The sequence below is a fragment of the Brumimicrobium oceani genome (genome assembly GCF_003143775.1).
Taxonomy (GTDB): Bacteria; Bacteroidota; Bacteroidia; order Flavobacteriales_D; family Crocinitomicaceae; genus Brumimicrobium; species Brumimicrobium oceani.
Genome location: NZ_QFRJ01000001.1, coordinates 364,177 through 389,369, shown reverse-complemented (window position 1 = coordinate 389,369; position 25,193 = coordinate 364,177). Strand labels below are relative to the sequence as shown.

Sequence of the window (25,193 nt, the reverse complement as noted above, 5' to 3'; positions counted from 1 at the left end):
TTGAAAATTGGTAAATATCGTTTTTACTTTGCGCCTAGAAAGTTAACTTACTTTGCAATTTTCGCATTTGTAGTTTACTTTCTGGGCTGCTTACCAACTCCATTATTTGACAGTCCCACTTCCACTATTCTTTTAAGTAAAGACGGCAGATTAATGAATGCCAGAATTGCCGAAGATGGTCAATGGCGTTTTCCAGAAATGGACAGTACACCGGTGAAATTCAATGAAGCCATTATCGCTTTTGAAGACCATGACTTTTATGCACATACAGGAGTAAGTTTTAGGGCAATCGGGAGAGCAACGATGAGCAATATCAAAGCCAAAAGAATTGTCAGCGGTGGAAGTACAATTACGATGCAAATTGCGCGAATGGCCCGAAATTCTGATAGAACGTTCTACAATAAATTTGTCGAAGCCATTTGGGCTTTTCGCATGGAAACAAAATACAGTAAAGAACAATTGCTGACCATTTATGCTTCACATGCGCCATTTGGAGGAAATGTTGTGGGTTTAGAAGCGGCTTCTTGGCGATATTATGGTTTGCCACCACATGATTTGTCTTGGTCACAAGCCGCAACTTTAGCTGTTTTGCCTAACGCTCCAGGATTAGTTCACCCAGGAAAAAACAGAGCAATACTTTTAGAGAAACGGAATAAAGTACTCACTACGCTTTTTGAACATGAAAAAATTGATGCCATTACTTTAGAGTTATCCATGGAAGAACCATTAATTGGAGCACCAAAAACTTTACCTTCGCTCGCTCCTCACCTCTTGGACAATGCTATTTCTTCGGGTAAAAAGGGTCAACGAATTACGACAACGCTTAACGATAAAAAACAAGAACAATTAACAGAGATTTTAGCACGACACCAAAAACATTTAAACCACAATTACATTCATAATGCGGCACTGATCGTAATTGACCTTAAAACCAATGAAGTTCTAAGCTATATTGGGAATTCAGCTACTGAGAACAAACATCAGAAATATGTAGATATTGTGCGTTCGCCTAGAAGTTCAGGAAGTATTTTGAAGCCATTTCTATTTGCCGCTATGACACAAGAAGGAATGATTCACAACGACCAATTGATTCCTGATGTTCCTATGAGTTTCGACCATTTTTCGCCCCAAAATTATAATGAAAAGAATGAAGGAGCTGTAAAGGCGGGCGAAGCTTTATCGAAATCGCTGAATGTTCCTGCAGTTTATTTATTGCAACAATATGGAATTGATAAATTCTTACATAAATTACGATCAATTAGTCAAACCCATGTTTCAAAAAGTGCGCAACATTATGGTTTATCTCTAATTCTAGGAGGTGCTGAATCTTCACTTTGGGATGTCGCAAATACTTATGCTGGAATGGCAAAAACATTGAATTTTTACAATGCGGAGAATAAGTACAGTTCTACAACTTGGGATGATGCGGTGGTTTTCTCTGAGAAAAAACTTCAGAGGGAGTTGGGCAGACAGAGTGAGAATGAGAGCGGAGTGATGAAGACAAGGACGACTTCGAAGATTGATGCGGGTGCAGTTTATGAAACATTTCAAGCTTTGTTGAGTGTAAATCGTCCGCACATGGAGGCTTCTTGGGAACAATATTCTTCTTCTAAAAAAATAGCATGGAAAACTGGAACGAGCTATGGAAACAGAGATGCTTGGGCAATTGGCTGCACACCTGATTATGTTGTGGCGGTTTGGGTAGGGAACGCCACTGGAGAAGGTCGACCGGGAATTATCGGAACAACTGCTGCAGGACCAATTATGTTTGATGTTTTCTCGCATTTATCTTCCAAAAGAAGCTGGTTTATTCCACCTTATGATGAATTGGTGGAAATGAGTATTTGCAAAGAAAGTGGACACAGGAATACACTAAATTGTACGAAGATAGACACGGTTCAAGTTCACCAAATGGCGTTGCGCGGACCTTCTTGTAATTTCCATGAAGTTTTCTTAACCGATGAAAAAGAGAAATTTCGTTACCACCAAGGCTGTACGCAAGATTTAAGGGTGAAAACAGTTTCTCAGTTTGTTTTACCGCCATTGCAAGCTTATTTCTACAAGAATTCACATCCGAATTACAAATCTATTCCGCCATTTCATCCCGATTGCGAAAATCTATCAGAAGACAAAACATTCTCGATAATTTACCCAGACCACAACAGTAAAATGATTGGAACGGTAGATTTAGATGGAGTTTCAAAAGGAATTATCTTCGAAGCTTCTCACCCCGACAATTCAGCTACTTTATTTTGGCATGTGGACAATCAGTTTTTAGGTGAAACAAAGGGAAATCACAGTATAAAATATATTCCAGAAGAAGGTCAGCATTTGTTAACGGTACTCGACGAAATGGGGAATCAAAAGAAAATTTTGTTTACGATTTTAGGGGATTAGAGCACCTTGTGCATTCAAAAATTCAATGATTCAAAAATGAACAATAATTCGAAGATATAATGTAGGGATGGTTTGAAACCGTCCAGTATTGTCGAGAATCATTGCTTTTATTTAAAAGGTGTATTTTTTCTGATGTTCGAATTAATAATTAATAGAAAATGATAGAATTAAAACCATTTACCGAAAGTGATTTTGAAACTTTTAAAAGTTGGATTCACAGCGAAGAGGAATTATTTCAATTTGCTGGTCCGCTTATTCCTTATCCGGTAACGAATGAAAGTTTGATGAAATACATTCAGATGACGGATAGAAAGCCAATGAAAGTCGTTTTAAATTCAACAAATGAAACCATAGGTCATTGCGAATTAAATTTCATGAATGGACAAAATAGATTATCAAGAATATTAATTGGATCCGAAGAATTAAGAGGAAAAGGAATTGGAGAGCAAATTGTTAGAAAAATGCTTGATTTACTTTTCTCAGATTCAAAGGTTAAAGCCGCTGACCTCAATGTTTTTTCTTGGAATAAAGCAGCAATTAAATGCTATGAAAAAGTGGGATTTAGAATAATTCATGAACATACGGACCAAATGAATGTAAATGGTAAAGATTGGACAAGATTGAATATGCTTTTGGAAAGACATGATTATGATAAATTAGAAGGCTGAATCATTAAATAATACTTCAAATAGTCTGCAATATTCATATTTTTGTGACGGTTGATTAAAATATTGACAAAATAGTGGGAATCGTACAAAGACAAAGTTTAAAAAACTCTATAGTAAACTACTTGGGCATCATCATCGGTGGACTGAGTACCATGTTTATCTATCCGCTAGACTGGGAACTCTATGGAGAAATTCAGTTTAGTTTGTCTACTGCTATATTGCTGAGCGCTTTCTTTTCACTAGGGAGTCATGCTTTGGTCAATAAGTACTTCCCTTACTTTGAAAGCACAAAAACCAAAGGTTTTATATCCTTACTCTTCATTTACAGCACAATAAACATCGTATTTATTTCTGCTATTTTATACCTGTTTAAAGCGCCTTTTTCCGCAATGCTCGCACTGGGAGGATTTGATGTAGGGAAAATCAACGACAATTTATTTATCATTTTTCCATTAGGCGTTTTGATGGTTTTCATCGCAGTGTTACGGGCACACAGCTTTAATTTTGGCAGAATTGTTTATCCCGATATTATTTCCAACTTCAGTTTAAAAATTATAGTTCCTGGAATAATCTTATTGAGTTATTTTTCCCTAATCAACTATAATATTGCAGGCTGGATCCTTGTTGTTTACCACATTATCATTGCCTTGGGACTAATGTTTTATTTAAAATCTTTAAACGGTTTAGATTTTAAAACAGGCGTTTTAAGACGAGTTAAGCGGAAGAAACACTTTGAAATGATTCAATACATGCTTTACGGAGCCATGAATCATGTTGGGAATATCTTGGTTTATAAAATTGATGTGGTGATGATTGGTTTGCTTCTCTCGGCAACGAAAGTAGGTTATTACAGTATTTTCCTTTTTCTTTCTGTAGTTATTGAAATACCAACAAAAGCCGTTTTTCAAATTACTGGTCCCATGATATCAAAGGCCTTCGACGAAAATAGAATGGATGAAATTCAGAAGCTCTACAAAACTTCATCCGCTAATTTATACGTTGTTGGAATTTTGCTCTTCTCATTGATTTGGTTGAATATTGAAACCTTTTTTGTGGTAATGACCAACGGCGAAGACTTGGTAATGTACAAAACAGTTTTTCTGTTGCTGGCATTAACAAAAATCATAGATATGGTTACGAGTGTAAACTTTTCCATCATTTCTTACTCCAAATATTTCCGAGTAAACACCTTATTTATTTTCATATTGGCAATATCCAACGTGATTATGAACTACTACTTCATTAATTCCTTCGACATTGTTGGAGCTGCTCTATCTACCGCGATATCCATGCTTTTGTTCAACTTACTAAAAACAATTTTTGTTGCTATTAAGTACAAAATGCATCCATTCACTTGGCCTCTACTCATCATCACACTTTTCTTATTGGTTGCGATTTTTATGCCTCTATTTCTACCATCAATTTTTAAATCAATCCTACTTTCTGTCTTGATTTCAGGAGGATTTATAATATTGTTTATTTTTGTTGTTTACAAGCTACATTTATCAATAGAAATTAATAGATTTATCGATAAATACAAAGCTAAAATTCTAAAATAAGGCGTAAAATGAAGATTCAGAAGATTGTAATTGTGGGGAATTCCGTTGCTTTGCGCAATAGACCGCACAACAGTTTGACGAGTAAAAATTACGGCCAAATTATTGAGGAAAAGCTCAATAAAGAAAAGCAAGACGGAATCATTCAAGTGAAAAACCTTGCATTCACGAGGGCTACAATGTATGATTTACACAAGGTTTATCCTGAAATAATCAATAATTATGGTGATTTATACATCATAAATATTGGAAGTTCTGACGCGGCGACAAGAGAAATCCCCAGATGGTTTGCTGACTTCCTGTTCTCAAATAAGCGGAGTTTGCTCGTTAAAGCACTGAAAGCATTCCACCTTTATGCGATTAAACCCAACATGAGATTTCTGGTAAAATTAAGAGGAAAGCGCGCTTGGACATCAACCAAAGTTTTTAAACAGGAGTACACCAAATTGCTTTACTCGATTCAACACAATACCAACGGAAAGATCATTTGCTTAGGAATTAATCAAGCCAACGACAGAGTTGAAAAAATGATACCCGGAACCCAAAAGAATTACAATAAATACAATTCCATCATCGCCTCAATTTGCAAAGAAAAAGAGGCAATTTACGTCAATTTGGATGACTTAAAGTCCGAAGAACACTATCCTGACGGCGTTCATTTTTCGGAATCAGGAAACAAAGAAGTTTCGGAAAGGTTGCTGGACATAATACACAATCAAAAACTACTCAAATAAAAGATATTCATGGAGTTCAAATACCTTAGAGAAACACAAATGGCTTTGCTTGAAATGGCGAAAGATGTTGACCAATTATGCCGTAAACACAATATACCCTATTGGATTAGCACCGGGACGGTTTTAGGAGCAGTTAGAAATAAAGGTTTTATTGAGTGGGACGACGATTTAGATTTGTGCTTTTTAATTGATGATTACCACAGAATGCTTAAAGTGCTAAGAGAAGAGCTTGTTCCTAATCATCCTCATTTCATTTTATACAATGAAAACCGACCTTTCCCACATTATTCTGAATATTTAGCAGATACACGAATTGTAAGAGATAACCTTTATCCTGTGAAAATTGATTTAATAAAGGTCAAATCACTCCCCAACACACCTGAGGCATTACAAAAAGATAGAGACTATCTAAATTTGTTGGCATTTATGTTTGATAAAAAAAAGGAGTTGCTCGTAAAAGATAGAGATATGATTCAGAAGTATCTTTATGAAGGTAGTTTCCTTTTCAAGCGTGAAAGATTCATGAAGGACTACATAGAATATGTCGATAGCCTGAATAAAGTCGAGAAAGACCATGTTTTCGTTACGACTTATAACGACATGATTGCTACAAAAGAAGTAAAGCACATGCATTATGATCATTTATTTCCAGTGAAAGAAATTGATTTTGAAACTTACCCCTTTTTCGGACCAAATGATTTAGAGGTTTATTTGACAAATTTATATGGTAAAGACTACATCAACCCTCCACCAGTGAATCAAAGAGAACCATTTGCTAAAAAACTGAGTAAATCGGTATTTAGTAAATCAATGAGTAAAAAACTAATGTGGACATTGTATGCTATGAAGGCTGTAAAAGGAAGTTTTTCATTGGCATCAAAAATAAAAAAGCTGAATAAAGCTCATCTATAAAAGAAGTGTAAAAACTTAAAAAACAAACAATAAACACACCTAAACTAAAGAATTAATTTAATTAAAAAACCTCTTTTAAAAGTGTTTGTGTGTCATCTGACAAAAGGATTAACTCTTCCTTAATTGTGACCTCTGTTTTATAAAGCGGAACTTGAACAATCGTATTTGCATCCAAAGCATTTAGTGAAAATAACAAAGACTGCATAGCAAACTCTCCCCGAGGTTCGTGAGGAGTAAATGTAATGGGAATTACTTTTTTATTTGAAAACTCACCAGAATGAGTACACCACTCGATCATGTTTTTCAATACAGCCGGAATGTTATGGGTGTATTCAGGAGTTGAAATCAGCACCAAATCAGCATTCACTACTTTCGCTTTAAACTCCTGGATATTTTCTGGAACACCTTCTTTTAAGAGATTTGGAGTAAACAATGGAAAGTCTTGAAGGGAATCATAGACTTCCATAATGAAGTCGTCTTTAAACAGTGTTTGAATCGCTTTTAAAAGATGATAATTACTGCTTTGTTTGCTAGCAGATCCAGAAATAGCTAGAATATTCATGTTTTAAGTATTTATCTCCAATAATGCTCCCAATTACTGTTGGTTTTAATCTCCTTTTCATAAGCCAAAACATCAGAGTAAGCGTCAGATTCGCACCAACCACCATCAATAAAGACAACATTAACGCTGATTCCTCTGTCAATTAACAAATTGAGCAAACTTGTCATGTCCATTTTATCTTTTTGTTTTTGATCTAAGCTTTCATACACCTCTTTGATTTTTCTCCAACCCTTTGCTGTTAATTTAATCAATCCCATATATTGAGCTTCAATATTAGAAATATCATCCGTTTTCTGACCGATTTCAGTGAGTTGATTATTTTCATCACTCTTAAAAGTTTCTGCGTCATCCAAAGGGTCTTCAAACCTAAGATTCCATAAGCTTTCCCACTTGCTATCAGCGGTTATGGTAATGTCGGCTTCCGCTTGGTTTAACTTTACAATATGCTCACTTTTATAAACGATATCTGAATAGGAAATGAGAGTGTTTCCCTCGAAATCATCTGCATAAAATAATGAACCTACCATATTTGTTTCGTTCCACCTCGGATTATGAAAAGTAGGTAGACCTTCATCAAAAAGTTCTGATTTATAACCGGTAACAATTGAAATATTCTCAATTCCCGCATTTCGTATAGCCTCTAACTGCCAATCTAAAAGCCTTTTACCTTGCAACAAAGTAAAACACTTTGGTTTAGAAGCAGTTTCTGCTCCCATTCTCGACCCTCTTCCTGCTGCTAAAATTAACGCTCTTGTTTTCATGTATTTATAAAATTTTCTATTAGTTCTTTATTCCAATCTACGAATACCAAATCACGTTCAGGATGCCACATCATCGCTAAAATAGATTCATTTTGAATGGCTTCAACTGAATTATCTGCTTTACACCTTGCAATAATCTCAAATTGAGCGGAAATACTTTCTTCCACGATCTCATTGGTATGATAGGAGTTCACAATTTTTGATTCACCTTTAAAATCAATTTCATGTTTTGATGCTCGGTGATCCTTTACAAATTCAGCATTGCCTTCAATTATTTGGCCTCCAAAATAGGAATGAATAAGTTGAAGCCCTCTACAAACTCCAATAACTGGAATGTGGTTTTCTAACGCGTACTCCAAAGCAAAAATTTCTGACCTGTCTCTCCTAGGATACAAACCTAAATCATCGCCCCCGCTAATTATCAAAACATTAACATCAAGCTCTTGAATATATTGTTTAACTGAATATTCAAGATTTGGAATAAAAACGAACTGTGCTTTTGGAAAGGCTTTCATCATATATTCACACCAATCACTAGCAATTGACTCACGTTGTTCTTCGTAGCCATTTGCTTCAGTTATTCGCATTGTAATTCCAAATCGAATCATTTATGAAAGTTCTATTGGTTCTAAATTCTTACGTTGACAATCGAGCAAGCATTTTTGAGCAGCCACAATTCTATTGTAAGGTTGTTCACCACAACCAATCGCAGCAGGAATATTCAATTCTGCACTCCTAATGGCCATGTGAGAATTCGCTCCACCATATTTTGTAATCAATCCACCAATATTTCTTGTAAAAATCCAATCATATCCTGGGTCGGCACCTTCAATACAGATGATTTTGTTCTCTAAAAGCGGAATTTCTTTGGTGTAAGGCGTTAATTCAACCACCTCTGCTTCTATTCTTCTATTACCGATAAAATTAGCTTCACTTCGCTGCATAGGCACGATATGAACATCTCGTACAGAGCGAATAAGGTAACTCAATTTGAATGACGAAGCCACAGAGAAATTATTCTCGGCTTTATCTATTTTTCTCTCGTAATAAGACTTAGTATCATCTGTCAATGGCGCAATCAACACGCTCAAAACATCTTCAATAGATAGCATTGCCAATTGATCTCGGGTAAATCCTTCTATTTTACCCCATTCCGCCATATTTTCTAATATTTCAGAAAGATGTTTTGTAAAGATAAACTTAGCATATTCCCTTCCGATTATAGCTTTCTTGGCATATTTAAAAAGATCCTCTGCCTTGATGTTATCAAAACCATGTTCACCAAGTAGAATATTAATCTTTGAAGTTTCCTCTTTACTTAATTTAAAAGGTTTTATGCTGTGTTGATTTTTTCTTGGAATTCCCTCAAACAAATCCTCCCTATTGGCATAGTTTGGAGAGAGAATATCATAACTCCCTGGACGCAAATGTCCATATTTCGAAAGGTATTCATCCTTACTGAGTTCATTTTTTAATACCCGCTGAAAATCTTCACTCAATTCTCCTGCAACTGTATTAAAACTGCTTTTAAATTCCTTTACTCTTTCTTCTGAAATCCCTTTATTACTGACTGCTGAACGTAAAATCCCTTCGGCAATAAAACCATGTCTCGCTATAATTGAAAATGGTAATGTTCCATAGTTTTTACATTCATCAATTTGTGTATTAATTTGGTCTGCGATAGAAAATGAATTTCCGTCCTGTAGGTATTTAACCTTTTGAATTGATTTTAGGATTTCAATATCACGAATAGCAACGTTCAAGCTACTTTCATACTTATCGTCAATAGCTTTAATGGTCAGATTTCTGAGTAAACCTTTATAATTCAAGAATTCTTCTCTCGAAAGCACATCAGGATATCTCTCCTGAAAATTCTTCTCGAAATCAAAATCATAGGCGGTATGAACTACTTCAAATTCAATTTTATCATGTAAAAAGGGAAATTTATTCAACCGCTCGATATAAGCATTTACCATTTTCTCCGAAATAGCACTCGGCAAACCCTCTGGTAAGAAAGAATTGATACTGTTTCTCACATCAATATAAGCTCGACCAAATAAGGAAATCATCAGTTCAACATTTGGCATTTTACGGTAGCCCATTTTTTCACGGGCAACACTCCAGACACGTTTCGTAATCAATTCCCGATAAAGTGACATTGCCAAAGGGTGAGGAACCACTCCTATCATTTCGGCAGGATTCCAATCTGGCATAAAGCCAAGTAATGTTTTTTGTCCGTATAAATGTGGACGATTTTGCATTAATTGCCCCACGTATTCCTTAAGGTAAAGCATTCGGTCAGAAACCTGGTCCGTAATATGCATTTTCCAGGTGTTAACTGTAGTAATTTTTCGCACCTGCAAAAGACTCATTTCCATAGATTTATTGATCGCAAATTCAATATCTAATGGAATATTCGGAAAGGTAAGTTTTAAAGCTTCAATTAGATCTAAAACCAACAGTAAAAAAGGAGAGTCAAAGTCATTTCTGTCTACTCCATAATAAATATAAACTGTTTTATTTACCGTTGCTCCGCTTGTAACAGTGTCAGTTAATCCAGTTTTATCATCATAATTAACAACGTAGTAGGGCGAACCGTCATCGAGTACTTGTGTCATAATCACACCACTCATCGCCACATTGGTCACCATGGGTTGCACCAAAATTTGATTGGTTTGATCTTCATCAAAAGAGGCGATTACCTTCTCCACCGCTTTGTCAATACTTTCAGCATTTAATTTAACATTTAGAATACTTTCAAATGCACCCGCCATAGAAGAATCTGCGGTATCTTCAGCTTTTGTGCTGCTTCGAATTGCTAGCAAGTTACCCTCATACTTAGCCAAGACTTTCTCTATCAAGTCCAACTTATTCTCTTTCCATTCCTTCACTGTAAAGTAAAAAACAGAAGGCACATTATATTCAATATTCTCTAAAAACTCAAGCGTTTCTGCCTTTGTTCCCGTAAGCAAATATTCTTTGGTTTTCTTGTCTAGCATAACTGATTTGTCCAATTTTCTATATTTAGCATTGATAAAAAAGCCCTTTAATTGGACATTTTAACTCTCTATTTTCAAAGTTAATAAAAAGTAAGTATATATTATAGAAAATTGACATTCTTGGAACTTGTATTTAGTGCTTTCATAAGCTTCTAAGACCAAAAAAAGTCCTTTGACTGATTTCTGCCGATTTTATTCAAAAAAAGCTGTAAAAAACTGTAACCACTCTAAACCCTCTCCCTAACAGAAAAATAAGTACCTCCAGGGGTGATATTCATTTCAACCACTCCCCAAGTAATGAAAAGAATCAAGAGCTTATCTACAAAAGCTTTACGTAGTTTTGTTGCTCTGTAAAGTTTACTTAAAGTAATTTCCTTTGCCTCTTCAATGGTATTCAAAATGAGTTGCTCATCTTCATCAAATATTTGCGGAGTTGAAGTTTTGGTACGCATTTTCTTCCAAACACCAATCAATATTTTATTGGCCAACAAAGTATGGTCTTCTCTTCTAACGTAAGTTTTCCATACTCCATTTTCATCTAAGGCTTTAATTGGTTTGTTCTCTACTTCATCCACACTAACTTCTAAAACCAACTTATGATCATCTTGCATGATTTGAGTTTTCACCTCTAATTCTGGCTTACAATACATTGCTGCTGCTCCTTGAATTACATGAAATTCTTCTTCTGGATTTACACCAACAACTTTACCATTGTCTTTTACACCAATCAATAATCTTCCACCATCTGTATTGGCAAATGCAGCTAAAGTTCTTGCTATTTTTTTGGCATCATCTACACGAAATTTGAAATCTTGTGTTTGATGTTCGCCTTCGCGGATATATGATTTTAGAATATTCACAGATTGAAGTTTAATAATTAAACAAGGCCTTATTATGAGGTAAATCATTGATGAATTACATCAGAATAAACCCCAAATTCAAAGATAGCTAACTATTCCAAATCCCCCAAGCCTTTACTGCCTGTTGTTTGAGCATAGAAAGACCATTTAAAGTATCCGCTCCACTTTCTCTTGCCAATTTCAAGAATAAAGTTTCTGATGGATTATAGATTAAATCTACGACAAAGTGGTCTTCTCCGACCAATTCTATTGGAAAGGCAGGCATTTCCTCAACATTTGGCGAAGTTCCTAAAGGTGTACAATTCACAATCATCGGAAAAGATTTCACCATTAAATCATTGGCTTGATCATATCCAAAAATCATTTGATCTTCCTTTGGAGTTCTTGATAAATGTGCAACTGTTATTCCTAAGTTTTCTAATGTATAAGCAACCGCTTTTGAAGCTCCTCCTGTTCCGAGTAATAAAGCACGTTCGTGAATATTTCTTAGGAAAGGTTTAATGGACTGACCAAAACCAAAGGCATCTGTGTTGTGGCCAATTGATTTTCCATCTTTAAAATGAATGCAATTTACAGCTCCTATAGCTTTGGCTTCTGGCGACAATTCGTCTAAAAATGGAATTACAGTTTCTTTGTAAGGAATAGTTACACTAACACCAGTAAATTCAGTTGGTGCAGCTTTCAACCACTTCTCTACTGCTTCAGCATCAGGAAGCTCTATATTTTCGAAACTTGCGTTTATTTCTTCCGCCTTAAACTTTTCCTCAAAATGACTTTTAGAGAAAGAATGTCCGAGCGTTTCACCCAACAATCCAAATTTTCTAATCCCTTGCTGACTCATAGCTACGCTTTTTTAGATTTATTTCCGAACTTATCCATTATGTAAACCAATAAATATCCGAAAAGCGCCAAAAGAACAACATATAATACTTGAGGTTCTCCTACAAAGTTACCTGGCAGTACATTCGCCATCATCCAGTCTTCTTTTCCATCAGAATGCACAACAATAGGCGCATCACCAATTGCGTTTTTCCAAGGCCAAATCTTTAAAAGAGAACCAATTAAAAAACCAGAAAGAATAGCTAAGACAAGGTTTTTAAAGTTCTCGAATAAATACTTTAGCAATCTACTAAAAGATAAAATCCCGATAAGACATCCCAAACAAAACAATCCGATTATTGTGAAATCTAAATTTTTTAATCCTTCAATTACAAGAGCATAAGAACCTAAGAGAACAAGAATAAAAGACCCGCTAATTCCAGGTAAAATCATAGCACAAATCGCAATAGCTCCACTTAAAACAATGTACCAAGATTCACCTCCGCTTGCAGTGACATGAACGGTAGAAATATAAGCTGCAATTGCCGTTCCTACGGTAAGTCCGAGAACTGTTTTAATATCCCATTTAGTAACGGTTTTTAATATCAACTGTGCACTAGCAACGATTAAACCGAAGAAAAATGCCCATAATAGAACAGGATATTCAACCAACAAATACGTCACGACCCTTGCCAAGGACAAGACACTGATGGCTATTCCTAAAAGTAAAGCGACAAAAAAGTTACCGTTCACATGCTTCCAAAAAGCAGATACTCCTTCATTTTTAAGCTTTTTAAAAGCAGCAATATTAATGTTACTAATGCTTCCTATAAGTTCTTCGTAAATCCCAGTAATAAAAGCGATTGTCCCTCCAGAAACTCCAGGAATAACATCTGCAGCACCCATGGCCATTCCGCGCAAGGTAATCCCAGATAATTGGGATATTGATCTAGGTTGTTTTTCCATTATACTTCTATTGATTGATCAATTTCATTTGCGTAAGCCTCTACTCCACCAATCACAATTCCGATGTTTTTAAAACCATGATTTGTATTTAAAAAGTTCGCCACAGCAGCTGCACGCTTACCCGATCTACAAATTACAATCGTTTCCTTTTCACAATCCAATTCTTTAGCACGAGTAGGAATTTCTCCCATTGGAATATGTTTACATGCAATATGACCAATTTTGAATTCGTAGTTTTCACGAACATCCAACAATACAAATGTTTTTTCTTTCTGTAAAGCCGCAGCTAATTCTTGAACTGTAATTTCTTTCATCGGTTTCAAAATAAATTCTCGGCAAATTTAACAAAAACTAATTACGAATGTAGAATACAATTACGAATGGATCAATTTCTGAGTTTTTGGGTCAAGATTAAGGAACATGTTTCAATTCTCAATTGATAAATTATAATTGAATTTTTATCTTTAGAAAAATTTAAAAAAATGAGTAAAGCAATAACGGAAGAAAGTAAAAAGTTTTTAGAAAAATACTTAAACAATGCCTCCCCAACAGGCTTTGAATCCCCTGGTCAGAAAATGTGGTTGGAATATATAAAACCTTACATTGACGATTATATGGTGGACAACTACGGAAGTGTTGTGGGGATTATTAATCCTGAAGCTAAATACAAAGTGGTCATTGAAGCACATGCAGATGAAATTGCTTGGTTTGTGCATTATATCACAGATGACGGATTTATTTATGTGCGCAGAAATGGTGGTTCAGATCATATGATTGCACCTTCAAAACGTGTAAATATTCACACAGATAAAGGAACTGTAAAAGCTGTTTTTGGTTGGCCGGCAATTCACACCCGTCATGAAAAAGATCCAAAACCAAGTTTAAAAAACATCACTTTAGATTGCGGTTGCAGCACAAAAGAAGAAGTTGAAAAATTGGGTGTTCACGTGGGCTGCGTAGTGACTTTCGAGGATGAATTCATGATTTTAAACAACAATCGCTATGTTGGAAGGGCTTTAGACAACAGAATTGGTGGATTTATGATTGCTCAAGTAGCGAGAATGCTGAAAGAATCAAAGACAGAACTTCCTTTTGGTTTGTATATCGTGAACTCCGTTCAAGAAGAAATTGGATTAAGAGGTGCTCAAATGATTGCTCAGAAAATCAAGCCAGATGTTGCCATAATTACTGATGTTTGTCACGATACAGGAACGCCGCTTATTGACAAAAAAGAGCATGGAGATTTTAAAGGTGGATTGGGTCCAGTTTTAACCTATGGTCCTGCAGTACAAAACAATTTATTGAAATTAATCATTAACGCTGCCGACAGTGAAAAAATCCCATTCCAACGTCAAGCAGCTTCCCGCGCAACTGGAACAGATACGGATGCTTTTGCTTACAGTAATGAAGGTGTGCCTTCTGCGCTAATTTCTTTACCGATTCGTTATATGCACACAACTGTAGAAATGACGCATGAAGAAGACGTGGAAAACACCATTAATTTGATATTAGCTTCAATTAAAAAAATCGAAGACGCTCAAGATTTTAGATATTTCACGTAGTTTTTGGTTGTAAGGCTCAATATCGACCTTGCACTTTTGTTTTGAAATCAGTCTCATCGACATGCTCAGGGCAACGTATTGACAAAAGTCAAGTCCTTAGATTCGAATAAAAAGGCGTCTTGATTTTGAGCTGTATAATTCAAAAATGAGACTTATAATTTTAAAAAAAGACCGTTTAGAAGTACAATTCTAGGCGGTTTTTTTTGTTTTGATGTGGTTCCATGCAGGTATTTGGAGGTAAATGAAAATTTAGAATAAAGTTTCAAAAAGTTGGATTAAAGCAAACTAATGAAGTATCTTAATTTAGAATATCCACTTATTAAAATCAAAAACCACTTAAATCATAACGAAAAATAAAACTATAAATGTGAATGGAACGATTATAAAAATATCAAGTTCCGCCGAATCAGATTACATCTGTATTACCGATATGGCAAATGCTGAATAGTGGCTAGACGGAAACACATCAAAATTTAAAATATTTCTTTTTGCGATAGCTCCCTTTATTTTTAATCACCTGATGCTTAAGCATCAACTCATAAAAATAAATCCAGCTCTCATCAAAAATAATTTATTTTATAAAATTCGTCTGTTTCCGACCAGACACTATAGAAGGAGAAGCCAGAGCAGCAGACATTATAAAAAACTGGATAAGAACAAGGAATACTTTAGAATTCCTTGGTACATGGGAGCAATTATATAACCCGGATTTTAAAGTGGTCGAATTCGACCACTTTAAAACGGAAGCGGGCTTGCATAGTTTTGTTTTGAGTCCTTCTAAATGGGTTGAGTCAACAAATGCAATCGGTATTTACACCAAAAAAGGAAAATACGGGGGGACATTTGCACATAAGGATATTGCCTTTGAATTTGGTTCTGCAATAAACCCTGTATTTAAACTATTCCTCATCAAAGAATTTCAACGATTAAAAGAAGAGGAAAACAACAAACTTAATCTCAAATGGAACTTCCAAAGAACACTATCTAAAATCAATTATAAAATTCATACAGATGCAATTCGTGATAATATTATCCCAAGTTTAATTACAAAAACTCAAATTAATTTTGCCTACGCGAGTGAAGCCGATTTATTGAATGTTACATTATTTGGTAAAACTGCAAAAGAGTGGAAAAAAGAAAACCCAAATAAGGATGGGAATATGAGGGATGAGGCCAATATTGAACAACTGGTGGTTTTAAGTAACATGGAAAGTATCAACGCGCTTCTGATTGAACAAAAATTATCTCAAAAAGATAGATTGATCCAACTTAATCAAGTAGCCATAATGCAAATGAAATCCCTACTGGAAAATAAAGATGTATCGAATTTACTTGAGTGAAACTACGTAATCAACCTCAGTCATGGTCTTTCCTATTTTTAATTGATTTAATTCCCGAAAGTTCTTAATTTTGAAACTGAAAATTCAAACAAAAAAAAGATGATAAAACAATCAAAATCATACTCTAAAAACGGACATATCGCTATTGTTTTAGATACAGAATTTAAGTCAATTGAAAATCTTCCTGACATCGTAGCTGAACAAGCAGAAAAGTTCCTTTCTTCTGATGATAAAACAGATTATATTAAACTTGGCGAGCAGTTTATATTCTTCGTGAAAAAGAATGATGAATTAGAGAAAATGCGTGTTGCGGGATATGAAATACGTAAGACTTTAGCGAAATCTGCTGAAGAAATTTTTATTTCTGGTGAAGGTGCTGAAACTTTAGCTCTTGCGGAAGGTCTGGCATTGTCAAATTATCAGTTTTTGAAATATTTTAAAGATGCAGAGAAGAAACGTTATCAATTAAAAGATATTTCTTTACTCAATACCTTTGACGAAAAAGCTATTTCTCGTTTAAACAATACCACAAAAGCCGTTTATTGGTCAAGAGATATGGTGAATGAGCCACTCTCCTATTTAACTGCTCCACAATTGGCCAAAGAAATTCAATCTTTTGAACATGTTGACAATTTAAAAGTTACGGTTTTCGATAAAAAGAAAATTGAGGAGTTAAAAATGGGTGGATTGTTGGCTGTGAATTTAGGATCTGTTGATGAACCAACTTTTACGATTGTTGAATACAAACCTAAAAATCCTAAGAACAAAAAACCAATCGTTTTGGTTGGAAAAGGTGTTGTTTATGATACTGGAGGAATGAGTTTAAAACCAACAGCGGGTTCAATGGACTTGATGAAAAGTGACATGGGAGGAGCTGCTTGTATGGCAGGAACGATTTACGCAGCGGCGATGAACGAATTAGATTTACACATTATTGCACTCATTCCAGCAACTGATAATCGTCCAAGTGGAAATGCTTATGTTCCTGGTGATGTCATAAAAATGTATGACGGAACAACGGTTGAAGTACTAAACACCGATGCCGAAGGAAGAATGATTTTAGCGGATGCTTTAGCGTATTCTAATGAGTTAAATCCAGAATTAGTAATAGATGCAGCGACTTTAACTGGTGCAGCTGTTGCAGCGATAGGACAAAAAGCAGCCTGCGTAATGGGGAACGCAAAACAGGAAGTAATCGATGATTTGATCAAATCTGGTTACAATGTCCATGAAAGATTAGCGCAATTCCCATTCTGGGATGACTATGCGGAAGAAGTGAAATCTTCCATTGCCGACTTAAAAAATCTGGGTGGAAAATACGCAGGAATGATCACCGCAGGTAAATTTTTGGAGCATTTTGTAAAATCACCTTATGTTCACTTAGATATCGCTGGTCCAGCATTTTTAGGCTCAACGGATAATTATAAAGGCACTGGTGGAACAGGAACTGGCGTGAGGTTGTTGAATAATTTCTTAGAAAATTATTAATTCTTTTTCTTTGCAAGAAAACGCCAAATACTGCGTTATTTTAATTGATAATTGCTGTTGCCTTCGACAGGCTCATGCAACAGATTACTCTTCGATGATTGAGCTTGTCAAAGACACAGGGTGAAGGCGTCGAAGGCAGTGCATTCAAAAGAAAGAAATATCCAAACACAAATTTTGCAGGAAAAACGAATGTTGACTTGTAAAATTTGTGTTATTTTAAGCCCTTATTGATTTAGAAAAACGTGAAAGAAATTATAAAACAGTTTAAAGAAAAGACACCTAGTCCTGTGTATTTACTACATGGTGATGAATCTTTTTATATTGACCAAATTACGGAAGCGGCTACCCAATACATTTTAGATGAAAGCGAACGTGATTTCAACATGACCGTTTTGTATGGAAAAGATGCAGACATGGGGCGCTTACAAGAGCAGGTAAAGCAATTTCCAATGATGGCTGAACGTCAATTGGTGATTGTAAAAGAAGCTCAAGATGTAAAAAGCTGGGGTGTTATGGAATCCTATTTCGATAATCCTTCACCAACTACGGTTTTAATTCTTGCGCACAAACATAAGAAAGCCGATTCCCGAAAGAAATTCTTCAAATCCATCAAAAAAAACGGTGTGATTTTCGAAAGTAAAAAGCTTTATGAAAATCAGGTAGATGGATGGATCATCACCTATTTGAAAAGCAAAGGCTATTCCATTAATCAAAAAGCGACAATGCTTTTGGTGGAGTTTTTAGGAGCTGATTTAGGGAAAATAGCGAAAGAGCTTGAAAAACTAATGATTGTTCTTGAAAAAGGAACTCAAATTAGCGAAGTTCACATCGAAGAAAATATTGGAATTTCGAAGGATTATAATGCTTTTGAATTAACAAATGCCTTGGCTTCTCGCGACATTTTAAAAGCCAATAAAATCATTAATTATTTTGAACAAAATCCGAAAGCTGCCCATATAACGCAATTAATTCCGCTTTTATTTGGGTTTCATGAACGATTAATGAAAGCTCATTTTTCGAATGCGCAAGACATCAATGGTTTAATGTCAGCCTTAAAAATGAGTTATCCAGCGGCTAAAGAAGTTTTACAAGCCAAGAAAATTTACAATCCAAAAAAGATTGCAAAAAACATTGCAACTCTTCAAGAATACGATTTAAAAAGTAAGGGAATTGACCGTGGTCCGGGGTCTGATGCTGATTTATTAAGAGAGCTCGTTTATCTTTTAATGCACTAAAATATTAAGATAGAGAAATGAGAAGATTTTACATTGACATAGCCTCTTTAAACCAGGAAAAAATCACTTTACCTCCAGACGAATCAAAGCACGCTGCGAAAGTTTTGAGAATGATGGCTGGAGACCAAATGGAGATTGTAAACGGAACTGGAGTTGTTTTTACAGGAGAAATTATTGATAGCGCTCCAAAAGCTGTTGTGGTGAAGAAAATTGATTTTCATAAAGCAACACCAGATGAGCATCATATTCATATTGCAATAGCTCCAACCAAGAACAACGACAGATTTGAATGGTTTTTAGAAAAAGCTACAGAATTAGGTATTCATGAAATCACCCCGATTTTATGCAAAAATGCCGAACGAAAGAAAATTAAACTTGAACGTTTTCAGAAAATTCTTGTTTCGGCAATGAAACAGTCAAAGCGCTTATTTATTCCAAAGTTAAATGAGCTGATTTCCATTGAAGAATTTATCAAACAAAATCCAAATGGATTAATCGCGCATTGTTATGAAGAAGAAGAGCGCAATACTTCAATTCAAAAACAGTTAGAAAAAGAATCCAACCGTTGGATAGAAAAAAAGACGCCAATTTTGATTGGCCCCGAAGGAGATTTTACCTTAAATGAAGTTAAAAAAGCCCTAGAAAATGGATTTCAAGCCGTAACTTTAGGAAAAACCCGATTACGTACAGAAACCGCAGGAGTTTATGCCTGTATGAATGTTAAACTATTTTTTGAAGAACGCTAGAACAAAATTATGAGATTATTATTGATCATCTTTTCATTTTTCATTTCGAATATTGTTTTCGGGCAAGGAAGTTATCAATTGGCGGTACTCAAATACAATGGCGGCGGAGATTATTATGCGAATCCAACGGCGGTTCCTAATCTTGTAAAATTTGCCAATCAACAGTTAAACGCCAATATTAACCCAGATGTTCCTTACGTCGATGCGGGTTCTCCCCTACTATTTACCTATCCTTTCGTTCACATGACAGGACATGGAAACGTTGTATTTTCTAATTCCGAAAGAGAGAATTTAAGGAACTATTTAATTGGAGGAGGATTTCTGCATATCGATGATAATTATGGAATGGATCAATACATTCGCCCAGAAATTGAGAAGTTATTTCCCAACTTAAAACTAGTTGAACTTCCATACGACCATCCAATTTTCGATCAAAAATATAAGTTTAATGGATTGCCTAAAATTCACGAGCATGACAACCAACGTGCTCAAGCTTTTGGAATTTTAATTGAAGGAAGGTTGGTTTTGCTTTACACTTACGAAACAGATTTAGGAGATGGCTGGGAGGACATCACAGTGCACAACGATACCCAAGAAAATCATGAAAAGGCACTTAAAATGGGACTTAACATTTTACAATTTGCACTAATAAACGGAGGTTTAGAATGAAAAATTTAATAAAATATTTGCTTTGCGCTGTCGTAATTTTAATGAACTCAGATTCTTTAATAGGTCAGGTAATTGATTATAGTAAGCCTCCAAGCCAAGAAAACACCTACTTATTTAAAGTGCTGAAATATCATCGTCAACCGGCTCCTCCAAAATATATGAAAAGTAGGATTGCGGAAGTAAACACTATTCCAACATCTAAGTGGACCGCACAAGACAGTTTATTTTATGCTTATGAAAACGTTCACTTAGAAGAGTTTGAAATGGCCTTAAGCATTTTTTCTAGAGTCAATATTGATACCATTCAGGAACCTCATGCGCAAATGCTATACAGGACTACCCTTCAATCTTTGGAGCGGTACGAAATGCTCAAAAAATTCAATGAAAAGAATATTCCTGACGATCCAACTTCCGTTTACAGTATAAAACAGGCCGTTTTAGACTTGAACAATGCCTACATTGCATATAAACGGAAAACATACATTCCTGATTCCACGCTCATATTTCCAATTTTGGAAAACGCAGCGTTAGAAAAAATGAATCCAAAAAAATCACCAAACAAGAATAAATTGGTGGAAATAGCTTTTGCCATAGATTCTGCTTTTAGGCATTTCACCGTGCTACACGACGAAAAAGACTATGTGCTTTCGCAAGCATTTGAGGAAATGGGAGATTTCCAGAGAGACTATTTCTATTTGACCAACGCCCTTTTTTACTATGCAGGATCCCGTCATTACTATGTAACAGACAAATTGGTAATTGAAAAATACAATAAAGTAGCCAAAGAAATGAGTGAATACAATTACATTTCAATTAGTTTTAAAAACAAATTTGGGAAAATTATAAATAATCGATACCGCATGAATACTGAACTCAACGAAAGTATTGATAGCAATAACCTCGTAACACCAGCTGATTATACCGCTCCACCCAAAAAGAAAGGACAAAAAGATTACTTACCATGGATAGACAATTCAATTCTAATCATGATTATCTTAGGATTAGCACTAGTTTTTGTTTTGTTCTTCATGAAAACAAAAAAATAATAGTCTAAATAAATCCACAAAGGATTCTTAATGATTTTGGTAAACATCACGTAAGACTATCCTCATTGAAATCCAAGTAGATGAACATGACATTGGTTTTATTAATTGACGTAAAAGGAATCACGGTTTTTGTTTGAAACGGTTTTTGTTTGAAACGGTTTTTGTTTGAAACGGTTTTTGTTTGAAACGGTTTTTGTTTGAAACGGTTTTTGTTTGAAACGGTTTTTGTTTGAAACGGTTTTTGTTTGAAGAGGCGCACGGCCGTGCGCCTCTTCAAACAAAAATCGGACGCCATTTCAACCAAAAACGTTCATCATTTCACAAAATCAAATTTATATTAACAAACAATCGGTTCATCTCTTCAAAACTATGTACCTCTGCGAATCTTTGCACCTATGCGAAATCTCCGCGTAATTCTATCGCTATGCATTCCTCGTCTTCTTCTACTCTTTTCCTCTAAACCCAATCACTGCCTTCCTTACAGAACCATATTCCAACAGTAGCTTCTTCGCTTCTTCAAACTCAATTCCGCATTGTTCTGCCACCATTTTTGAGCCTCTAATTACCAACTTGGCATTGCTGAGCTGCATATCTACCATTTTGTTTCCTTGTACCTTGCCTAATCCAATCATTAAACTCGTTGAAATCATGTTGAGAATTAATTTTTGCGCAGTTCCAGATTTTAAGCGTGTGCTTCCCGTTACGAATTCTGGACCAACAACCGCTACTAAAGCATGTTGGGCAGTTTCACTCAGCGGACTATCAGGGTTACAGGTAATTCCGGCGGTTAAATTTCCTGCGGAATTGGCTTTTTCTAAGGCTCCTAAAACGTAAGGAGTTGTTCCAGAAGCCGCAATTCCTACTACAATATCATTGGGCTGTATATCATATTTCAATAGTTCTTCCCAACCTAATTCTCTATTGTCTTCAGCGTTTTCTACCGCAATTCTTATCGCATCATCTCCACCAGCAATTAACCCAACGACTAACCCTTGCTCTACTCCAAAAGTTGGCGGACATTCAGAAGCATCTAAAATCCCAAGTCTACCACTGGTTCCAGCACCCAAATAAAACAATCTTCCGCCTTTTTTCATGCGTATTAAGGCTTCTTCAACAAAAGCTGAAATTTCTGGAATTATTTTTTCAACCGCCAAAGGAACCAATTGATCCTCTTTATTCATAGCCGTTAAAACTTCTTTAGGTGATAATTCTTCAAGTTTATCGTAATTGCTGGATTGTTCTGTAATTTTATTCACGCGTTTCTTTTTTATAATTTGTTTTGTCAATGGCTAATTAAAAGTTTCTTATTCTAGAAATTGCTTTTTATTGGTTGTTATCCAACCGGCTTGACTTTCGTAGTCGACAAAGTAAATTTTAATATCTGCCTGACTTTGGTATTCAACAAAAAACACACTTTTATCGGACTGACTTTGATAATCAACAAAATACCATCTACCATCATTTTCTCCCGCTTGACTTTCGTACTCAACGCGATACACCAATAAATCGGCTTGACTTTTATAATCAACAACAAAAGCGGTTAGATCTGCAGCACTTTTGTAATCCGAAGCATGAATTTTTTGTCCAAATAAAAGTGAAATCCAAATAAGAAAGAGAAAGGAAAGAAAGTATTTTAAAATCATAGCATATCGAAGTTTACAGCTCTAAATTAATTAAAAAGTCCCCATTGAAGTATCAATAATTAGTTTAATCTAAGAATTACAGCAAACAAAATAAACTCCTTCTTTATTCCAGAATAAAAATACTATTTTTGCACCCTTTAAAAATAATGCAATGAATAAATTTATCCAAAGATTTACAACTAATCCAAAAAACGATGTGATCAGTGGTGTGACTGTTTCATTAGCAATGATTCCTGAAGTGGTTGCTTTTGCTTTTGTTGCTCAAATTGATCCATTAATGGCACTTTCAGGTGCTTTTATTGTAGGGTTAATCGCTGCTATTTTTGGAGGTAGACCTGGATTAATTTCTGGTGCAGCAGGAGCTGTAGCGGTCATCTTTGTTACTATGATTGCGGACGGACATGAAAAAGGAATGCTGTTCGACCAACCCGTCGAAAATATGGGATTCTTTTATCTCATGGCCTGTGTTATTTTAATGGGAGTTATTCAAATATTAGCAGGTGTTTTTAAATTGGGGCGTTTCGTTAGATTAATTCCGCATCCTGTAATGATGGGATTCGTGAATGGTTTGGCCATTGTCATTTTTTGGGCGCAGGTAAAGATGTTTTCTCACAAAGAAATGATCGTAGGAGAAAATGGAGTTAAAGAATACGTGAGTACATTTATGCACGGTACAGAACTTTACATTATGATTGGTTTAGTGCTGCTCACCATGGGAATTATTTGGCTACTCCCGAAAATTACCACGAAAATTCCTGCTGCTTTAACAGCAATTTTAGTTACAACTTTGCTCGCAATTGGAATTGATTTAGACGTTTCTACTGTTGGATCATACATTATTGAAGGTGGTGGAACAGGATTAAAAGGAGAATTACCAACACCAAGTGTAGAATTATGGCAGAATTTACCCATCAATTTAGACACCCTAAACTTTATTCTTCCTTATGCATTTTTAGCAGCTTCTGTTGGGTTAATAGAGTCTTTAATGACCATGAATCTTGTGGACGAACTTACAGATACCAGAGGAAATGGGGATAAGGAATGTATCGCTCAAGGAACAGGAAACATCATGTCGGGACTTTTCGGAGGAACGGGTGGTTGCGGAATGATTGGTCAAACAGTAATTAACATCAACGCAGGTGGACGTGGACGTTTGTCTGGAATCATGATGGCCCTAACTTTATTGACATTCATTTTATTTACAGATAAATTGATTGAACAAGTTCCAATTGCTGCTCTTGTAGGTGTAATGTTTATGATGGTAATTCAAACATTTGCTTGGTCAAGTTTCAGAATTTTGAAAAAGATTCCAATGTCTGACGCCGTTGTTTTAATCATCGTTTCCGCGGTTACTGTAATCTTTGATTTAGCCATAGCGGTATTCGTTGGAGTTATCATTTCTGCACTTTCATTCGCTTGGCAAAACGCAGTTAGAATTCGAGCACGAAAACGCATTAAGGAAGACGGAACAAAAGTTTACGAAATTTGGGGACCACTTTTCTTTGGCTCTATTCAAGCGTTCAACGAAAAGTTTGATCCTAAAAACGACCCAGAAAACGTAGAAATTGATTTCGTTGAATCTCGTGTCAGCGACCACTCTGCATTGGAAGCGATCCACAATATTGTAGAAAAATACGAAGCCGAAGGAAAAACCATTAAACTGAAACATTTGAGTCAGGATTGTAAACAACTCATGTACAAAGCAAGTCCAAAGTTCCAAGAGGTAATTGTAAATGACATTGACGATCCGAGGTATCATTTAGCTGCGAATCCAGAAGATTTTCCTAAACCACTTTCGGAGTATAAGTTGTAATGATTAAGGCTTAATTATTAATCCTCCAGTTGTCGGACAAGCAGTTTAACGCGGTTCTTCCATGATATTTAAATTCTTGTAGCTGCTCCATTTTAAGAACATAGTAGTTATAAATTTAAATGCTTTTCAGGAACTTTACCAGCTATTTGATATGCTACAATAAAAAGCACTCTCTTTAACTAGGTCGTATCCTTCCAGAGTTGAAAATCTTAATTTTCAATTCTGGTCTGGGTGACAGTTGTGGGTGCTGGGAGGCAAGTGAGAAGGAAAAAGAAATATGCGAAGAATCTTGTCAGTTTACCGCTGCATCACATTATTGTTGAGCTAGACATATTTACTGGTAAAGTATCAGATAGGCATTTAAATTTAATCATTGATTATTACTTTTTCTCGCTAAATAACTAGATTTAGACATTC

Annotated in this window: 23 protein-coding genes; 13 read left to right on the top strand and 10 right to left on the bottom strand. The window is 35.5% G+C overall.

Going from position 1 to position 25,193, the window contains the following annotated elements:
* The 5 genes from pbpC to DIT68_RS01710 all read left to right on the top strand — a co-directional run bounded on the left by pbpC (window position 1) and on the right by DIT68_RS01710 (window position 6,267).
* A complete protein-coding gene (pbpC, locus tag DIT68_RS01730; protein ID WP_146194091.1) occupies window positions 1-2,397 on the top strand; it encodes a penicillin-binding protein 1C in 2,397 nt (798 codons plus the stop codon).
* Window positions 2,398-2,555: 158 nt separating this feature from the next.
* Complete coding sequence (locus DIT68_RS01725; RefSeq protein WP_109358081.1) at window positions 2,556-3,065, top strand: GNAT family N-acetyltransferase; 510 nt, start codon at window positions 2,556-2,558, stop codon at window positions 3,063-3,065.
* 74 nt (window positions 3,066-3,139) lie between these two features.
* Complete coding sequence (locus tag DIT68_RS01720) at window positions 3,140-4,624, top strand: MATE family efflux transporter (protein ID WP_109358080.1); 1,485 nt, start codon at window positions 3,140-3,142, stop codon at window positions 4,622-4,624.
* Window positions 4,625-4,632: 8 nt separating this feature from the next.
* Window positions 4,633-5,355 carry an SGNH/GDSL hydrolase family protein gene (locus DIT68_RS01715; protein ID WP_109358079.1) on the top strand — a complete coding sequence of 241 codons (723 nt, stop codon included), beginning with the start codon at window positions 4,633-4,635 and terminating at the stop codon, window positions 5,353-5,355.
* 9 nt (window positions 5,356-5,364) lie between these two features.
* On the top strand, window positions 5,365-6,267 hold the full coding sequence (locus tag DIT68_RS01710; RefSeq protein ID WP_109358078.1) for a LicD family protein: 903 nt from the start codon (window positions 5,365-5,367) through the stop codon (window positions 6,265-6,267).
* A 61-nt stretch (window positions 6,268-6,328) separates the two neighbouring features.
* Here the strand turns inward: DIT68_RS01710 and DIT68_RS01705 are convergent, their stop codons facing one another.
* From DIT68_RS01705 to DIT68_RS01670, 8 genes are all read right to left on the bottom strand, one after another.
* Complete coding sequence (locus DIT68_RS01705) at window positions 6,329-6,829, bottom strand: NADPH-dependent FMN reductase (RefSeq protein ID WP_109358077.1); 501 nt, start codon at window positions 6,827-6,829, stop codon at window positions 6,329-6,331.
* A gap of 11 nt (window positions 6,830-6,840) precedes the next feature.
* On the bottom strand, window positions 6,841-7,590 hold the full coding sequence (locus tag DIT68_RS01700; RefSeq protein WP_109358076.1) for a phosphocholine cytidylyltransferase family protein: 750 nt from the start codon (window positions 7,588-7,590) through the stop codon (window positions 6,841-6,843).
* The gene (locus DIT68_RS01695) at window positions 7,587-8,198 is read right to left on the bottom strand and encodes a gamma-glutamyl-gamma-aminobutyrate hydrolase family protein (protein WP_109358075.1); all 612 of its coding nucleotides are present in this window, start codon (window positions 8,196-8,198) and stop codon (window positions 7,587-7,589) included. Before DIT68_RS01695 ends, DIT68_RS01700 begins: the two co-directional genes overlap by 4 nt.
* Window positions 8,199-10,604 (bottom strand): PEP/pyruvate-binding domain-containing protein, encoded by a 2,406-nt coding sequence (locus DIT68_RS01690; protein ID WP_146194090.1) that lies wholly within the window; start codon window positions 10,602-10,604, stop codon window positions 8,199-8,201.
* Window positions 10,605-10,816: 212 nt separating this feature from the next.
* The gene (locus DIT68_RS01685) at window positions 10,817-11,449 is read right to left on the bottom strand and encodes an AlbA family DNA-binding domain-containing protein (protein ID WP_158276088.1); all 633 of its coding nucleotides are present in this window, start codon (window positions 11,447-11,449) and stop codon (window positions 10,817-10,819) included.
* Between the two features lie 88 nt (window positions 11,450-11,537).
* Window positions 11,538-12,290 (bottom strand): shikimate dehydrogenase family protein, encoded by a 753-nt coding sequence (locus DIT68_RS01680; protein ID WP_233244135.1) that lies wholly within the window; start codon window positions 12,288-12,290, stop codon window positions 11,538-11,540.
* Between the two features lie 2 nt (window positions 12,291-12,292).
* Window positions 12,293-13,234: a DUF368 domain-containing protein gene (locus tag DIT68_RS01675; protein WP_233244134.1), complete on the bottom strand. Its 942-nt coding sequence runs from the start codon at window positions 13,232-13,234 to the stop codon at window positions 12,293-12,295.
* Window positions 13,234-13,548 (bottom strand): rhodanese-like domain-containing protein, encoded by a 315-nt coding sequence (locus DIT68_RS01670; RefSeq protein ID WP_109358072.1) that lies wholly within the window; start codon window positions 13,546-13,548, stop codon window positions 13,234-13,236. Before DIT68_RS01670 ends, DIT68_RS01675 begins: the two co-directional genes overlap by 1 nt.
* Window positions 13,549-13,716: 168 nt before the next feature.
* Between DIT68_RS01670 and DIT68_RS01665 the strand changes: the two genes are divergently transcribed.
* The 7 genes from DIT68_RS01665 (at window position 13,717) to DIT68_RS01635 (ending at window position 21,320) form a co-directional block, all read left to right on the top strand.
* Window positions 13,717-14,796 carry a M42 family metallopeptidase gene (locus DIT68_RS01665; RefSeq protein ID WP_109358071.1) on the top strand — a complete coding sequence of 360 codons (1,080 nt, stop codon included), beginning with the start codon at window positions 13,717-13,719 and terminating at the stop codon, window positions 14,794-14,796.
* A 548-nt stretch (window positions 14,797-15,344) separates the two neighbouring features.
* On the top strand, window positions 15,345-16,136 hold the full coding sequence (locus tag DIT68_RS01660) for a KilA-N domain-containing protein (RefSeq protein WP_109358070.1): 792 nt from the start codon (window positions 15,345-15,347) through the stop codon (window positions 16,134-16,136).
* 99 nt (window positions 16,137-16,235) lie between these two features.
* Window positions 16,236-17,624 carry a leucyl aminopeptidase family protein gene (locus DIT68_RS01655; protein WP_109358069.1) on the top strand — a complete coding sequence of 463 codons (1,389 nt, stop codon included), beginning with the start codon at window positions 16,236-16,238 and terminating at the stop codon, window positions 17,622-17,624.
* 242 nt (window positions 17,625-17,866) lie between these two features.
* On the top strand, window positions 17,867-18,859 hold the full coding sequence (gene holA, locus DIT68_RS01650; RefSeq protein ID WP_109358068.1) for a DNA polymerase III subunit delta: 993 nt from the start codon (window positions 17,867-17,869) through the stop codon (window positions 18,857-18,859).
* A 17-nt stretch (window positions 18,860-18,876) separates the two neighbouring features.
* The gene (locus DIT68_RS01645) at window positions 18,877-19,605 is read left to right on the top strand and encodes a 16S rRNA (uracil(1498)-N(3))-methyltransferase (protein ID WP_109358067.1); all 729 of its coding nucleotides are present in this window, start codon (window positions 18,877-18,879) and stop codon (window positions 19,603-19,605) included.
* Window positions 19,606-19,614: 9 nt separating this feature from the next.
* Window positions 19,615-20,274 (top strand): DUF4159 domain-containing protein, encoded by a 660-nt coding sequence (locus tag DIT68_RS01640; protein ID WP_109358066.1) that lies wholly within the window; start codon window positions 19,615-19,617, stop codon window positions 20,272-20,274.
* Window positions 20,271-21,320, top strand: coding sequence for a hypothetical protein (locus tag DIT68_RS01635; RefSeq protein ID WP_109358065.1), 1,050 nt, complete (start codon window positions 20,271-20,273; stop codon window positions 21,318-21,320). Before DIT68_RS01640 ends, DIT68_RS01635 begins: the two co-directional genes overlap by 4 nt.
* A 443-nt stretch (window positions 21,321-21,763) precedes the next feature.
* On the opposite strand, the gene murQ is transcribed toward DIT68_RS01635, so the two are convergent.
* The gene (gene murQ, locus DIT68_RS01625) at window positions 21,764-22,576 is read right to left on the bottom strand and encodes an N-acetylmuramic acid 6-phosphate etherase (protein WP_109358323.1); all 813 of its coding nucleotides are present in this window, start codon (window positions 22,574-22,576) and stop codon (window positions 21,764-21,766) included.
* Between the two features lie 48 nt (window positions 22,577-22,624).
* Window positions 22,625-22,963: a DUF6150 family protein gene (locus DIT68_RS01620; RefSeq protein ID WP_109358063.1), complete on the bottom strand. Its 339-nt coding sequence runs from the start codon at window positions 22,961-22,963 to the stop codon at window positions 22,625-22,627.
* 151 nt (window positions 22,964-23,114) lie between these two features.
* Here DIT68_RS01620 and DIT68_RS01615 point away from each other — a divergent pair, with 151 nt between their 5' ends.
* Window positions 23,115-24,776 (top strand): SulP family inorganic anion transporter, encoded by a 1,662-nt coding sequence (locus DIT68_RS01615; protein WP_109358062.1) that lies wholly within the window; start codon window positions 23,115-23,117, stop codon window positions 24,774-24,776.
* The last annotated feature ends 417 nt before the right edge of the window (window positions 24,777-25,193 follow it).

Excerpts from the sequence above, each read along its gene's own strand:
- DIT68_RS01725 (WP_109358081.1), top strand. The coding sequence starts at position 2,556 with ATGATAGAATTAAAACCATTTACCGAAAGTGATTTTGAAACTTTTAAA.
- DIT68_RS01715 (WP_109358079.1), top strand. The coding sequence starts at position 4,633 with ATGAAGATTCAGAAGATTGTAATTGTGGGGAATTCCGTTGCTTTGCGC.
- DIT68_RS01710 (WP_109358078.1), top strand. The coding sequence starts at position 5,365 with ATGGAGTTCAAATACCTTAGAGAAACACAAATGGCTTTGCTTGAAATG.
- DIT68_RS01705 (WP_109358077.1), bottom strand. The coding sequence starts at position 6,829 with ATGAATATTCTAGCTATTTCTGGATCTGCTAGCAAACAAAGCAGTAAT.
- DIT68_RS01700 (WP_109358076.1), bottom strand. The coding sequence starts at position 7,590 with ATGAAAACAAGAGCGTTAATTTTAGCAGCAGGAAGAGGGTCGAGAATG.
- DIT68_RS01695 (WP_109358075.1), bottom strand. The coding sequence starts at position 8,198 with ATGATTCGATTTGGAATTACAATGCGAATAACTGAAGCAAATGGCTAC.
- DIT68_RS01680 (WP_233244135.1), bottom strand. The coding sequence starts at position 12,290 with ATGAGTCAGCAAGGGATTAGAAAATTTGGATTGTTGGGTGAAACGCTC.
- DIT68_RS01675 (WP_233244134.1), bottom strand. The coding sequence starts at position 13,234 with ATGGAAAAACAACCTAGATCAATATCCCAATTATCTGGGATTACCTTG.
- DIT68_RS01670 (WP_109358072.1), bottom strand. The coding sequence starts at position 13,548 with ATGAAAGAAATTACAGTTCAAGAATTAGCTGCGGCTTTACAGAAAGAA.
- DIT68_RS01665 (WP_109358071.1), top strand. The coding sequence starts at position 13,717 with ATGAGTAAAGCAATAACGGAAGAAAGTAAAAAGTTTTTAGAAAAATAC.
- DIT68_RS01655 (WP_109358069.1), top strand. The coding sequence starts at position 16,236 with ATGATAAAACAATCAAAATCATACTCTAAAAACGGACATATCGCTATT.
- DIT68_RS01645 (WP_109358067.1), top strand. The coding sequence starts at position 18,877 with ATGAGAAGATTTTACATTGACATAGCCTCTTTAAACCAGGAAAAAATC.
- DIT68_RS01640 (WP_109358066.1), top strand. The coding sequence starts at position 19,615 with ATGAGATTATTATTGATCATCTTTTCATTTTTCATTTCGAATATTGTT.
- DIT68_RS01635 (WP_109358065.1), top strand. The coding sequence starts at position 20,271 with ATGAAAAATTTAATAAAATATTTGCTTTGCGCTGTCGTAATTTTAATG.
- DIT68_RS01620 (WP_109358063.1), bottom strand. The coding sequence starts at position 22,963 with ATGATTTTAAAATACTTTCTTTCCTTTCTCTTTCTTATTTGGATTTCA.
- DIT68_RS01615 (WP_109358062.1), top strand. The coding sequence starts at position 23,115 with ATGAATAAATTTATCCAAAGATTTACAACTAATCCAAAAAACGATGTG.